The sequence below is a fragment of the Paenarthrobacter sp. NPDC091669 genome (assembly GCF_044756725.1).
Classification (GTDB): Bacteria; Actinomycetota; Actinomycetes; order Actinomycetales; family Micrococcaceae; genus Arthrobacter; species Arthrobacter bambusae_C.
Map to the genome: position 1 here is coordinate 523,021 of NZ_JBIVTK010000001.1, position 12,984 is coordinate 536,004.

At 63.7% G+C, this 12,984-nt stretch carries 10 protein-coding genes; 7 read left to right on the top strand and 3 right to left on the bottom strand.

Translation table 11 applies throughout. The features are described from left to right. The first annotated feature begins 18 nt into the window (after nt 1–18). From ACIQLI_RS02490 to ACIQLI_RS02505, 4 genes are read left to right on the top strand one after another with little or no spacing between them, the layout of a single operon-like run. Nucleotides 19–1,776, top strand: a complete 1,758-nt coding sequence (locus tag ACIQLI_RS02490) for a flavin reductase (protein ID WP_400384633.1) — start codon at nt 19–21, stop codon at nt 1,774–1,776. Nucleotides 1,777–1,808: 32 nt separating this feature from the next. Then, entirely contained in the window at nt 1,809–3,467 is a 1,659-nt protein-coding gene (locus tag ACIQLI_RS02495) for a phytoene desaturase family protein (protein ID WP_400384635.1), read from the top strand. Between the two features lie 7 nt (nt 3,468–3,474). After that, nucleotides 3,475–4,281, top strand: a complete 807-nt coding sequence (locus ACIQLI_RS02500) for a cyclase family protein (protein WP_400384637.1) — start codon at nt 3,475–3,477, stop codon at nt 4,279–4,281. Beyond that, entirely contained in the window at nt 4,278–5,954 is a 1,677-nt protein-coding gene (locus ACIQLI_RS02505; protein WP_400384639.1) for a thiamine pyrophosphate-binding protein, read from the top strand. Before ACIQLI_RS02500 ends, ACIQLI_RS02505 begins: the two co-directional genes overlap by 4 nt. An 8-nt stretch (nt 5,955–5,962) precedes the next feature. Here the strand turns inward: ACIQLI_RS02505 and ACIQLI_RS02510 are convergent, their stop codons facing one another. Genes ACIQLI_RS02510 through ACIQLI_RS02520 form a run of 3 tightly spaced genes read right to left on the bottom strand, consistent with a single transcriptional unit; the run spans nt 5,963 to nt 9,443 of the window. Further along, entirely contained in the window at nt 5,963–6,994 is a 1,032-nt protein-coding gene (locus ACIQLI_RS02510; RefSeq protein ID WP_400384641.1) for a LacI family DNA-binding transcriptional regulator, read from the bottom strand. Next, nucleotides 6,991–8,571, bottom strand: coding sequence for a family 43 glycosylhydrolase (locus ACIQLI_RS02515; protein ID WP_400384643.1), 1,581 nt, complete (start codon nt 8,569–8,571; stop codon nt 6,991–6,993). Before ACIQLI_RS02515 ends, ACIQLI_RS02510 begins: the two co-directional genes overlap by 4 nt. A gap of 5 nt (nt 8,572–8,576) precedes the next feature. After that, complete coding sequence (locus tag ACIQLI_RS02520) at nt 8,577–9,443, bottom strand: DUF6807 family protein (RefSeq protein ID WP_400384645.1); 867 nt, start codon at nt 9,441–9,443, stop codon at nt 8,577–8,579. Between the two features lie 315 nt (nt 9,444–9,758). Here ACIQLI_RS02520 and ACIQLI_RS02525 point away from each other — a divergent pair, with 315 nt between their 5' ends. The 3 genes from ACIQLI_RS02525 to ACIQLI_RS02535 are packed head-to-tail and all read left to right on the top strand — an operon-like array spanning nt 9,759 to nt 12,959. Continuing rightward, nucleotides 9,759–11,069 (top strand): extracellular solute-binding protein, encoded by a 1,311-nt coding sequence (locus ACIQLI_RS02525; protein ID WP_354231824.1) that lies wholly within the window; start codon nt 9,759–9,761, stop codon nt 11,067–11,069. A gap of 33 nt (nt 11,070–11,102) precedes the next feature. After that, nucleotides 11,103–12,053, top strand: coding sequence for a sugar ABC transporter permease (locus tag ACIQLI_RS02530; protein WP_354231822.1), 951 nt, complete (start codon nt 11,103–11,105; stop codon nt 12,051–12,053). 9 nt (nt 12,054–12,062) lie between these two features. Beyond that, nucleotides 12,063–12,959 (top strand): carbohydrate ABC transporter permease, encoded by an 897-nt coding sequence (locus ACIQLI_RS02535; RefSeq protein WP_400384648.1) that lies wholly within the window; start codon nt 12,063–12,065, stop codon nt 12,957–12,959. Nucleotides 12,960–12,984: the final 25 nt, after the last annotated feature.

Genomic DNA, 12,984 nt, shown 5'->3' on the forward strand with positions numbered 1-12,984 from the left:
GCCAGCAAGGACTGAATCATGCGAAAAATAGCAATCGTCGGGGCCGGGGAATCCGGCGCCCAGCTGGCTTTGGGCCTGCAGCGGGACGGCTACACCGTGACGCTCCTGTCCGACCGTTCCGCGGCCCAGATCCGCACCGGCAAAGTCATGTCCAGCCAGTGCATGTTCTCCACAGCCCTCGACGCCGAAGCCCAGATGGGGACCGCGCTCACGGAATTCTATGACTCCGGCTCCGTCCCGGGCATCACCTCCATCCGGTTGCGCGTCGAGGCGGAAGAACCCATCGAATGGGAGGCCCCCTTGGATGGGCCGGCCCGTTCCATCGACCAACGGATCAAGAGTGCACTCTGGATCGAGACGTTCGTGGCCGCCGGGGGTGACTTCCGCATTGAGAAGGTCACCCCGCGCATGCTCGAAGAGCTCGCCCGCGACTATGAGCTGGTCATTGTCAGCACCGGCAAGGGCGAGATCGGCCGGATCTTCCCGCGGGACAAGGCAAAGTCACCCTTCGACCGGCCCCAGCGGGTCCTGGCGCTCACTTACGTCACGGCCGACGACGATGCTGTCGCCGGCAACGCGTCACCGGACAGCACCTCCCGCAGCGGCGCCGCCATCCGCATGTCCATGGTCCCCGGCGTCGGCGAGTTCTTTACGTTTCCGGGCCTGACCGTCTCCGGGCCGTGCCGCATGATGGTGTTTGAAGGCGTGGTGGGCGGCCCCATGGACCGGTGGACCGACGTCGGAACCCCGCAAGAGCATCTGGACCGTTCGCTGGAAATCCTGCGCGGGCATTTCCCGCACGAGGCCGAAAACTTCGCCAACGCGGAACTGACCGACAGCGGCGCCACGCTTCTGGGGCGCATCACGCCAACGGTGAGGTCCGCCGTCGGGGAGCTCGGGAACGGGAAGCTGGTGTTCGGGCTCGGCGACGCAGTGGTCCTCAACGATCCCCTCACCGGGCAAGGCTCGAACAATGCGACCCTGGCCGCCAAGTATTACCTCGATGCGATCGTTCGCAGGGGCCAGCAGCCGTTCGACCGCCACTGGATGGAGCGGACGTTCGATGAGTTCTGGCGTGGATGGGGCCAGTGGGCCGTTGAATGGACCAACGACCTCCTTAAGCCTCGCAGGGACCACCAGAAAACCCTCCTCAGCGAAGCCGCTGAACACCCGGCGCTGGCCGCGGGCATCGTGGCCGGATTCGATGATCCCCGGACCTCCTACCCGTGGTGGTTCGATCCCACTGCCGCAGCCGACTTCATGCAGGCCCGCAAAGAAGAAGACACCTCCGTTTTCGACGTCCGTGATTTCAGGGGTGCGTTGGGGCAATTCGCCACAGGCGTTACCGTGGTGACCACTGTTGCTGCCGACGGCCGGAAGGTGGGCATGACCGCGAACTCGTTCACGTCGGTTTCCATGGAACCCCCGCTGGTGCTGTGGTGCCCCAGCAAACGGTCGCCCAGCCTGGGTGACTTCGAGAATGCCACGCATTTTGCCATCAACATCCTGGCCAGCGACCAGCACGTCCTGTCCCGCCAGTTCGCCACTCCCGCCATCGACAAGTTCGCCGGCACGGAGACCACCGAGGGCATCGCCGGCGTTCCGCTGCTGGACGGTGCGGTGGCCACCTTCCAATGCCGTACGGTCTCACGGCACGACGCCGGCGACCACGTCATCTACGTTGGGGAAGTGGAGAAATACGACTACGACGGCGGCGCTCCCCTGGTGTTCCACGGCGGCAAATACCACGCAACCGCCAGCCACCCGGACTTCTAGCCACATTCTGAGCACTTCTGAAAGGAGCGGAGATGAACGATTCAGTTGACGTCGGGATCATTGGCTCGGGCATCAATTCCCTGGTCGCAGCAGCTGAGCTCGCCATGGACGGAAAGCGCGTCTGCATCATCGAGCGTTCGGACCGGCTGGGAGGTTTCATCCATTCCTCCGAGCGGACCCTGCCGGGCTTCATCCACGACTCCTTCTCTTCCTGGCACCCGTTGTTCGTATCAGGTAGCGCCTACGCGGCTTTGGGTCAGGAACTGCACGCCAGGGGGCTGGAGTACTGCAACACCACCGGCCCGGTGACCGCAAGCGTCGCGGCGGATCCGGCCACGGGAGCCCACCGCGTTGTCATTGCGCAGCGGGATCCGGGCCAGACGGCTGCCGCGTTCAAGATCCCCGGCGACCAGTCCGCCTACCTGGCCATGGTGAATGACCTTGAGCGGAATGCCGGCACAGTCTTCGGGGCGTTCGGGGCGGAGCTTCGATCGTTCAGGGAGGTTGCGAAGATTGCCATCGGAGCCGTCCGGCGCGGACGCTTCTCCGGGACCGAAGCCTTCGTCCGGGACGCAGTGATGAGCGGCCGGAACTACACCCGCAGCCGCTTTGACGGGTGGGAAGCGGACCAGTTGTGGTCTCCCTGGCTGCTGCACGCAGGGCTCGGCCCGGATCAGGCGACAGGCGGGGTGATGTTGCCGGTGATGGCCATGAGCATGCACGGCTTCGGGCTCCCGATTGTCAAGGGTGGGGCCTCAAAGTTTGTTGAGGCGTTCGAGTCGTTGCTGCGGGACAACGGGGTAAGGATCATGCTGGGCGCGGAGGCCGAGGAGATCCTGGTGGACTCGGACGGTTCCGGCGGTTCCAATAAGGGCGGCCCGGTCATCGGCGTCCGGACTTCGCAGGGCGTAGTCACCGCTGGCACGGTGCTCGCGAACGTTTCGCCCCAGGCCCTCTACACCCGGCTTCTTCGCCAGCCACCTGCCGGGACCGCCGCGGCGGCCGAACGCTACCAGAACGGCCGCGGCGCCCTGCAGATCCACCTCGCCTTGGACAAACCCGTGGAGTGGCTCGATCCCCGGCTCAAGGAAGTTCCGCTGGTGCACATCAGCAGCGGCTCGGACAGCACGGGAATCGCCTGCGCCCAGGCCGAAGCCGGCCTGCTGCCCAGCGAACCCACGGTGGTGGTGGGGCAGCAATGCGTCCTCGATCCGTCGCGGGCGCCGGCAGGCAAGGCCACGCTGTGGCTGCAATTGCAGGAGGTTCCGTTCTCTCCCGTGGGTGATGCGGCCGGCGGACTGTCAGTGGAGGAAGGCTGGACCGATGAGCTGAAACAGGGCTACCTGGAACGGGTCCTCGCCCGGTTGGAGCAGTTCGCGCCGGGAACCCGGGCTACGGTCCTCGCTTCAGACATCATCGCTCCCACGGATCTGGCCGCCGCTAATCCCAATGCCGTCAACGGCGACCCCTATGGAGGCTCCGCTGAGCTCTTCCAAAACCTGCTCTGGCGGCCTTTCCCCGCGGCGGCAGGCCACCAAACCGCCGTCGAAGGTCTCTGGCATATCGGCGCGTCAACCCACCCTGGTCCCGGCCTTTCCGGTGGCTCGGGACATTTGGCGGCCCAGAAACTGACCACCAAGACTTCACGATTTTCGCGTCTTCAAGCAGCACTTAAACCAAGCAAGCGATAGGAGAACAATGTCTGTTCTGGCCGGGCTCACTGCAGCCCTTTCGAGTGGTTCAGTGGAAATCATCGATCTCACCACGCCCCTTAGTTCCGAAACCCCCATCCTGAATCTGCCGCAGCCGTTCGCGAACACGGTGGGGTTGTCCGTTTCGCCGGTGAGCAATTTCGACGACGCAGGCCCGGCCTGGGCATGGAACGACGTCACGGTGGGCGAACACGCGGGGACGCACCTGGATGCCCCCGTCCACTGGATCACCGGCAAGGACGGCAAGTCAGTGGACCAGATCGAACCACACCGCCTGGTGGGTCCCGTGGTGGTGATCGACAAGGCCGCAGAGGTCTCCGCGGACCCTGACTTCCTGCTGGAACCTGAGCATTTTGAGCAGTGGCAGTCTGAGCATGGGTTGTTCCCGGACAACTGCTGGGTCATCTTCCGGACCGGATGGGCGGCCCGCGGCACTGACGCTGCGGCTTTCGTCAACGCGGACGACGCCGGACCCCACACGCCAGGGGTCTCTGCGGCAGGTGCCAAGTGGCTTGCCGGTAACGCCTCGATCAGCGGTTTCGGTGTTGAAACCGTGGGGATCGACGCCGGGCAGGCAGGAGCGTTGGACCCGATGTTCCCCGTACATTCGTTCCTCCTCGGTGCGGATAAATATGGCGTCACCTCACTGCGGAACGTGGACCGGCTTCCCACCACTGGCGCCACACTGGTGGTTGCTCCCCTGCCGATCGTCGGCGGCACGGGCAGCCCGAGCCGCGTGTACGCACTGGTTGAAAAAGGCGCGGTTGAAAAAGGCGCGGAGGTTAAGGCATGAGCGAGCAGGTCCGGGTTTCCACCCTGGTGGGCAGGACGCTGGCGAAGCTCGGCGTCGGACATGTTTTCGGAGTGGTGGGCAGCGGAAACTTCGATGTCACCGGCACCCTCATGGCCGAAGGCATCCCCTTCACGGCCACCCGGCATGAGGGCGGTGCCGCGACCATGGCCGACGCCTACTCGAGGATGTCCGGCAAGGTGGGAGTAGTCACCACTCATCAGGGTTGCGGGCTGAGCAACGCCATCACCGGAATCGGCGAGGCCGCGAAGAGCCGCACGCCCATGATCGTACTGACCGCCGACACCCAGGCTGCAGCGATCCGGTCCAACTTCAAGATCGACCAGGACGCGTTGGCCCGAAGCGTCGGTGCCGTGGCCGAACGCATCCACTCCCCCGCCACAGCTGTGGCAGACACTGTCCGGGCCTTCCGGACGGCGGTGAACGAGCGCCGCACGGTGGTCCTGAGCTTGCCGTTGGACGTCCAAAGTGCCAGCGCCGCGGACGAGGTGGGTGCCGTCGTCGTGCCTGAGCCGATGAAGGTCCGCCCGGACGCTGCCGCTGTTAAGCAGTTGGTGGCGCTGATTTCCGCCGCTGAACGGCCCGTGTTCGTCGCTGGCCGCGGCGGGCGCGGTGCCCGGGACGAGATCCTGGAATTGGCGCGGCATGCCGGGGCACTGGTGGCGACGTCGGCGGTGGCGAGTGGGCTGTTCAAAGGCGACCCGCACAACCTGGGTATCTCGGGTGGTTTTTCTTCGCCCACCACGGCGGAGCTCATCAGCGGTGCGGACCTGATAGTGGGGTGGGGGTGCGCGCTGAATATGTGGACCATGCGGCATGGCCGGCTGATCTCTGCCGGGACCAACGTGGTGCAGATCGACGTCGAAGATTCCGCGCTGGGCGCCAACCGGCCCATCACCTTGGGGCTGCTGGGTGATGCGGCGCTGACGGCTGTGGATGCCCTGACGATGCTGCGGTCCGTGCAGTCCGAACCTGCCGAAAAGTACCGCACTGAAGCCAACGCCCTGGCCATCAAGCAGGGCTCAAGGTGGCGGGACGTTCCCACAGCGGACCTGTCCACGGCGACCTCCATCGATCCCCGCGTCCTCACCACGGAACTCGATTCCATGCTCCCGGCCGAGCGGATCGTGGCCGTGGATTCCGGCAACTTCATGGGCTATCCCAGCCAGTACCTCGCTGTGCCCGACGAGTTCGGCTTCTGCTTCACGCAGGCATTTCAGGCGATCGGGCTGGGGCTCTACACAGCCATTGGCGCCGCGCTTGCCCAGCCTCACCGGCTGCCGGTGCTGGGCGCGGGCGACGGTGGGTTCCTCATGGGCATCAGCGAGTTGGAGACCGCCGCGAGGCTGAAACTGCCGCTGGTGTGCATCGTGTACAACGACGCCGCGTACGGGGCCGAGGTCCACCACTTCGCTTCGGAGCACTCGGAGGCCGAGCTCTCCAGCGTCGTGTTCCCGGAAACGGACATCGCCGCCATAGCCCGGGGATTCGGTGCCGAAGGTGTGACCGTACGGACCATCGCGGACCTGGAAGCTGTGCGCCCGTGGATCGCAGCCTATGAAGCCGGGACACAAGACCGGCCCCTGGTGATCGATGCCAAGATCGCGTCCGACGGGGGCTCGTGGTGGCTGGCGGAGGCGTTCCAGGGCCACTAGGGGCCGGGCTACTTGGGTGGAGCGGTACTGGCTCGCACTACCAATTCCGTAGCCATTTCGAGGGCCGCTGACGAGGCAAGTCCCGGTTGCTCGATCTGCTCGGTGAGCATGCCCACGGCCATGGATGCCATCTGGGCCAAGGGCTGCCTGACCGTGGTGAGCGGCGGGGAGGTGAGGGCGGCCTGGGCGATGTCATCGAAGCCCACCACGCTGAGATCGTCCGGGATTTTCAGGGACCGCTGCGCTGCAGCATTCATGACACCAAGCGCCTGCAGGTCGCTGCCCGTGAAGATCGCGGTAGGTCGCTCCGGGAGATCCAGGAGTTCCCCGCCCAGGCGAAGGCCGGACTCGATGCTGAAGTCGCCGTCGCGCACAAACTCGGGAAGTACCGGGAGCCCGGCTTCGTGCAGGGCGGCGGCGTAGGCAGCATAGCGGGCCCGGCCGTGGCCGGGGCTGTGCACGCGGCCCGTGATGATGCCAATGCGTTCATGCCCCAAGCCCAGGAGATGGGACACCGCGCCCAACGCTCCGGAGAACGACGCCGGGCTGACGCTCGGAATCTGCAGCCCCTCCGAACCTTCCGGGTCAATGGCGACGGCCGGAATGTTCAATGCCCTCGCCTGGTCCACCAAGACTGATCCTTGGCGCGGAGCCAGCAGCATCACACCATCCAGGCGGTTACTGGAGGGCTCCCGCAGCTTCTGCCAGTTCTCCACGGTGGCGTTAACAACCCGCGTGTAGGCCACCGTGTAGCCGAGCCGCGCAGCAGCAGCTTCGACTCCTTCCATGGTTTCCAGGACCCAAGGGGAATCGAAGTTGTTCACCACCAATTGCAGCAGTCCGGGCTCAGTGACAGTGCTCCGCTTGGTGTAGTCGAGCTCCTCCAAGGCCTGCTGGACACGGGCACGCGTGGCTTCGGAAACGTGCGAACGGCCGTTCAGCACCTTGGAAACGGTAGGAACGGAGACACCCGCAGCCGCAGCCACGTCTGCAATCCTGGGGCGCGGAGTGGCGGTCAACGGGGCGGTCCTTGAGCTCATGGGGAAACTGAAGCGGCAATGCGCGGGGCCGTAGTCCGGCGGACCGGCGCAGTTTGGACCCGCACGGGTCCAACGATAACACTGCCGCTTTCGCGCGAACCCAAGGGTGAGGCCGTGAAAATCCCCAGCTCAGCCCCGATCCAGCGACCCTCCACCACGTCGAAATCCCACAGGGGGATCTGCCACGGATCTGTGGGGCCCACCCGCCAGGCAAACGTTGCCCGCGGGGTCTCATCTGTCCTGATCTGAAGTTCGATCCGCGGACCCGGAAGTTCCACCGCACGCCCCACGGGAAGCTCCTGCGGACCTTCGCTGCCAGTGCCGCTGCCCAGGACATACCCGTCGCCCGTCCGCACGATCCCCAGCCAGGCGTACCGCTGGCCAAGAACCACGACGCCGGCCCGGGTGCCTGCCGGGACATCGTCCAGTTCCAAGGTGGTGGTGAAGGTGGACGGCACGCCAGGGAGGATCTGGCCCAGGACGTTGGGGAGTTCGCGCAGGTTGATGGGATCGTTGGCTTGCGGACGCAGGACCAGGTGCCCTCCTCCACAGGTGGACAGCCACTCCTTGCGGGGGTTGGCTTGCCAGTGCCACTGGGGCCCCAGCCCGGGGGACGTGAAATTGTCGCTGGTGGGAGGAGCCACGTCTTCCGGCGAAGTACCCGCCGGGTAGGGGTGGACCAAAACCGGGGTTCCCGGTCCGTCGTCGTCCGCTGCTGTGCCCATCCACGGCCAGCCGTCCGCGTCCCAACCCATGGGTTGGAGGTGGACCACGCGGCCGTAGGCTCCGCGGTCCTGAAAGTGCAGGAACCAGTCCTCTCCCTGGGGAGTGGTGACCCACGCGCCCTGGTGCGGGCCGTTCACCGGCGAACCACCCTGCTCCAGAACCCGGCGTTCCTCGTAGGGCCCAAAAGGAGACCGTGAACGGAAGACCGACTGCCACCCGGTGGAAACCCCGCCGGCAGGTGCGAAGATCCAGTACCAACCATCGCGCTTGTAAAACTTGGGGCCCTCCAACGTGGTGAATCCGGGAAGGTCTTCGCCGTTGATGACGTGCGTTCCGTGGTCCAGCAAACGGGTGGCATCGGGGGTCATCCGGTGGACCGTCAGCCGGTTCTTCACCCCGATGCGGCTCTTCGCCCATCCATGCACCAGGTACGCCTGCCCGTCCTCGTCCCACAACGGGCAGGGATCGATCAGTCCGCGGCCGGCATACAGAAGGTGTGGCGCACTCCAAGGACCCTCGGCCTTCTCCGCGCTCAGGACAAAGATGCCGTGATCCGGATCCGGGTAGAAGATCCAGAATTTGCCGTCGTGATGGCGGAGCGCGGGAGCCCACACACCGCTTCCGTGGCGCACCAGGGAGTAGTGGTTCGTTTGCGGCAGTTCCGGGAGCGCATGCCCGGCGTGCTCCCAATCCACCAGGTTTGTGGAGCGAAGCACCGGCAACCCGGGGACCCGGTTGAAGCTGGAGGCGATGAGGTAATAAATGCCTTCAACCTGGACGGCGTCCGGGTCCGGCCAGTCTCCGTTCAGGATGGGGTTGCCGTATTCGGGCAAACGGTGTCGATTTCCCATAACTGTCATGTCGTCCTGTCCGGAGAGTTGCTGAAGTGGAAGTGCTGGTGAAGAAGTTCTTCGGCGTGCCGGCTGGTGGCCACCATGCCGTCGTGGATCACCGCATGGAGGCTGAGCCTGAGGGGATTCTCCCGGTCCGCAGTAGCTGGTTTGTCCCACGCGACTGCGGGCCCTGCGCCGACGTACCCGTCTGTTCTGACGAACCATGGACGGAGGTGCAGGGCGTCCTGCGCGAGTATCACGCTGGCAGCTTTGCCCTGATGCCGTAATCCCATCAGGAGCCACGGAGACAGGGACCCGTGCGCCGCCTCTACTCCTGCTCCGTCGGAACACAGCACGTGGGCGGGGCCGTCACCTGAGGGGAAGCGCCAGAAGATTCCGCCGTAGCCGGCTCCGGGACGTCCTTTAACGGCCGACGACGACACGGACAACTGCTCCACGGCACCGGCAGGGCGGATCAGCGAGGCGAAGGAAAAGCTCCATGTGTTCTGAGCCGGATGCCCTTGATAGGAGTAGCTCCTGTGTTCGCTGGCCATCTGCTGGGCACTGTGGTTGATCCAGGCGATGTCCCCTTCCGCGTGGCCGTCCCGATGCTGCCAGCCCAACGGGACCTGGCGCCCGTGGTTGGGAAGGACCGCCGGACCGTTCTTTGTGTGAGTTGACCCTCCCCAGAAATTGGTTCCGTTCACGTCGGAGAAGGCCAAGGACAAGCCCAGGTGGTGCAGGTGGTCCTCCGGGGCGGCCTCGGTGAGGACCACTCCGGCCATCGTGCAGAGGGGGTGAAGGTAAGGCCTGGGCGCCATGAGGGTAGGTAGATCCTGCCCGGCGTTCTCCTGGACCACGCTTGTTCCGCGGAGTTGGAAGCTACCCATTGGACCTCCTTCAGGGCGGGTTGGCTGGTGTGGCATTGGCTGCTGTGGGAATCAGCATAATCACGACGGAAAGAAATCGGCAACCTTGCAAGAAAGTTTCTTCAAGATATTCCTCACGAGAGCCTGCAATGTGTTGACAGTCACAGCGTTTTCTTGCTAGAAATCGTTTACTCACTAGTTTTCGAACCGCCCAAGCCATCGCTTTAGCCGATTTTAGGGTTTATCTCCGCTCACACAGGTACAGAAAGTTTCTGTCCCTAGAAGCTCAAAGCCACAACCCACGTCCACACACGGACATCAGAAAGGCGTCATTCAATGAAGAAGACAGCAAGCACTCCTATCCCGCGCAGGATGGTCCTGGGGGCCGCGGTGGTTGCGGCAGGACTGGCCCTCACCGGCTGCGGGGGAGGTGGCGCCGCGCAGTCGGGCAGCGGTGGAAACGTCGAGTTGAATTTCGTGTTCTGGGGCGACGCGAACCGCGCCAAGATGACCGAGGCGGCCCTGCGGATCTTCGAAAAGAAGAACCCGGGCATCACCGTCAAGACCGAGTACCAGGACAGCGGTCCATACGCAGACAAACTCGCCACGCGCTTCGCCGGCGGCAACCCGCCGGACGTCCTGGCCATGGCCAACCGGAGCCTTCTGGAGTACGCCCAGCGCGGTACGTTGGCCGACCTCAAGTCATTTCCCGAGCTGAACCTGGACAAAGTCCCGGAAACCACGCTCAGCCGAGGCGAGGTGGATGGCAAGCTCTACGGCCTCGCCACCGGTGTCACCACCATTGGCATGGTGGTGAACAAAACCATCACGGACCAGGCGGGCGTCACCATCCCGGATGACAAGACCTGGAGCTGGGAGGACTACGCCAAGTTCGCCACCGAAGTCACGCAGAAGACCGGCGGAAAAGTCTACGGAGCCGGTTACGACGTCGCCACCGAAACCGGCCCCATCATCCTGGCCCGTCAACGCGGCGAGGACTTCTACACCAAGGACAACAAGCTTGGCGTCAGCGAGAAGACCATTGAGGACTGGTTCCAATACAGCGTGGACCTTCGCAAAGCCGGCGGCTATCCACCGGCCGGGTTCTTCGAGCAAATCGGCGGCTCCCCTGCACAGTCCTACTTGGCCAAGGGCACAGTGGCTTCCCAGATCATCCCCATCAACAACTTCCGTGGCTACAACGAGGCCGTTGAAGGCGAAGTGGTCCTGCTGCGCATTCCGGGCGAAACTACCGGCGAGCGCCGCGGCTACTCTGCGGACCCCACCATGCTGTGGTCCATCGCTGCCAAGTCCAAGCACCCCAAGGAAGCTGCGAAGTTGGTGGACTTCCTGACAAACGATGCCGAGGGCGCCGCCGAGGTCCTCACCCAGCGTGGTGTTCCGATCAACCCGGAGGTGGCTGATGCCATCACCCCGAAGTTGAGTGCGGATGACAAGACGTTCGTGGACATGATGGCCGCCATCCAGGAGGACGAACTTCCCGCCGCGTACGTGTATCCGAAGGGCGCGAGTGTTGTTGCCGACACCCTCAAGCAGTTGACCACCGAGGTGGAGTTCGGCCGTGTCAGTCCCGCCGATGCCGCAAAGACCTTCATGGAGAAGAGCAATGCAGCCATCAACAAGTAGCTCCGGACCTGTCCCTGAGAGGACGGAGGCACCATGTCGGTTCTGACCAAACAGCCGCCCGGCGCCTCCGCTCCGGCTCCGACAACAGATGGCAAGTCCCGCATCCGTCCGTCCCGGCGGAAGAAGCAGCGATCCGGGTATCTGTTCCTGCTCCCCTGGTTCCTGGGGATGCTGTTCACCGTCATTCCGTTCTTCGCCTCGTTGTACCTGGCCTTCACGGACTACAACCTCTTCACGGAGCCCAACTTTGTGGGGCTCGCGAACTTCCAGGCCATGTTCGAGGACCCCCGGCTCCTTCAGTCGCTGAAGGTGACCTTCATTTACACGTTTGTTTCGGTGCCGATCTCCCTGGCTGTTGCCTTGCTGGTGGCCCTGGTGCTGAACCGGGGGCTGCAGGGCCTTTCGATCTACCGCTCCGTGTATTACCTGCCATCACTGCTGGGCGGGAGCGTGGCAATCGTGATGCTGTGGCGCTACATCTTCGGCAATGACGGGATCGTCAATGGGTTCCTCGGCTTGTTCGGGATCCAAGGGCCGGCCTGGGTGACTGATCCGCAGTTTTCCCTGAGCACGCTGATTGTGCTGAACGTGTGGACCTTCGGTTCGCCCATGGTCATTTTCCTTGCAGGCCTGCGGCAGGTGCCGGGGATGTACTACGAGGCGGCCTCCATTGATGGGGCCTCCAAGTGGCGGCAGTTCCGGAACATCACTTTGCCCTTGATCAGTCCCATCATTTTCTTCAACCTCATCATGCAGCTCATTGGTTCCTTCCAGACCTTCACCCAGGGCTACGTGATGAGTGGCGGTACGGGTGGTCCGGCGGATTCCACGCTGTTCTACAACCTGTACCTCTACCAGAAGGGCTTTACGGAGTTCGAGATGGGGTACGCCTCGGCCATGGCCTGGCTGCTGTTGATGATCATCGCGATTTTCACCGCCATCAATTTCATCGCATCCAAGTTCTGGGTCTTCTACGACAATTAAGGCAACCTCATGGCACTCCTTGATCTACCCCTCAAGCGAAAGCTGGCAAAGCAGGAACAGCCCGAAGACGCCCTGACAGGCACACCGGCCAGCCGTTTCTCGCGGCACCTGATCCTCTGCCTGGTGGGGCTGGTAATGCTCTATCCCCTGCTGTGGCTGATTTCCAGTTCGGTGAAGCCCAGCAACGATATCTTCCGGCAGTTGGGACTGTGGCCGGAGAACTGGGACTTCTCCAACTACGCACAGGGCTGGACCGCCCTGGACCAGCCGTTCCACGTGTACCTGATCAACTCCATGGTGATCGTGATCTTCTCCATCATCGGCAACATCTTCTCCTGCGCCCTGGCGGCGTATGCCTTTGCCAGGATGGAGTTCACGGGCCGGAAGCTGTTCTTTGCCCTCATGCTGGGAACCCTGATGTTGCCGGGCCACGTGCTGTTGGTTCCGCAGTACATCATCTTCTCCCAGCTGGGTTGGCTGGATACGTACTTGCCGTTGATCGTTCCCAACTTCATGGCCACCAATGCGTTCTTCATCTTCCTGATGGTCCAGTTCATGAAGTCCCTGCCCAAGGAACTGGACGACGCCGCCCAGATCGACGGTTGCGGCCCCTTCCGGACGTTCATCCGCGTCATCCTGCCTCTCTGTGTTCCGGCCATGGCCACCACCGCGATCTTCACGTTCATCTCCACCTGGAACGAGTTCTTCGGGCCGCTGCTCTATATCCAGAACCAGGACCTCTACACCGTCCCCCTGGCCCTGCGCGCTTTCATGGACTCCGAAGGCCAGAGCATGTGGGGTCCCATGTTCGCAATGTCGGTGGTGTCCATCGCACCGATTATCGGCTTCTTCATTGCCGGGCAGAAGTACCTGATCAACGGCATTGCCACCACGGGACTGAAGTAAGTCCCTCCACCAGACAAGACCGACC

Excerpts from the sequence above, each read along its gene's own strand:
- ACIQLI_RS02490 (WP_400384633.1), top strand. The coding sequence starts at position 19 with ATGCGAAAAATAGCAATCGTCGGGGCCGGGGAATCCGGCGCCCAGCTG.
- ACIQLI_RS02520 (WP_400384645.1), bottom strand. The coding sequence starts at position 9,443 with ATGGGTAGCTTCCAACTCCGCGGAACAAGCGTGGTCCAGGAGAACGCC.
- ACIQLI_RS02515 (WP_400384643.1), bottom strand. The coding sequence starts at position 8,571 with ATGGGAAATCGACACCGTTTGCCCGAATACGGCAACCCCATCCTGAAC.
- ACIQLI_RS02530 (WP_354231822.1), top strand. The coding sequence starts at position 11,103 with ATGTCGGTTCTGACCAAACAGCCGCCCGGCGCCTCCGCTCCGGCTCCG.
- ACIQLI_RS02505 (WP_400384639.1), top strand. The coding sequence starts at position 4,278 with ATGAGCGAGCAGGTCCGGGTTTCCACCCTGGTGGGCAGGACGCTGGCG.
- ACIQLI_RS02535 (WP_400384648.1), top strand. The coding sequence starts at position 12,063 with ATGGCACTCCTTGATCTACCCCTCAAGCGAAAGCTGGCAAAGCAGGAA.
- ACIQLI_RS02525 (WP_354231824.1), top strand. The coding sequence starts at position 9,759 with ATGAAGAAGACAGCAAGCACTCCTATCCCGCGCAGGATGGTCCTGGGG.
- ACIQLI_RS02500 (WP_400384637.1), top strand. The coding sequence starts at position 3,475 with ATGTCTGTTCTGGCCGGGCTCACTGCAGCCCTTTCGAGTGGTTCAGTG.
- ACIQLI_RS02510 (WP_400384641.1), bottom strand. The coding sequence starts at position 6,994 with ATGAGCTCAAGGACCGCCCCGTTGACCGCCACTCCGCGCCCCAGGATT.
- ACIQLI_RS02495 (WP_400384635.1), top strand. The coding sequence starts at position 1,809 with ATGAACGATTCAGTTGACGTCGGGATCATTGGCTCGGGCATCAATTCC.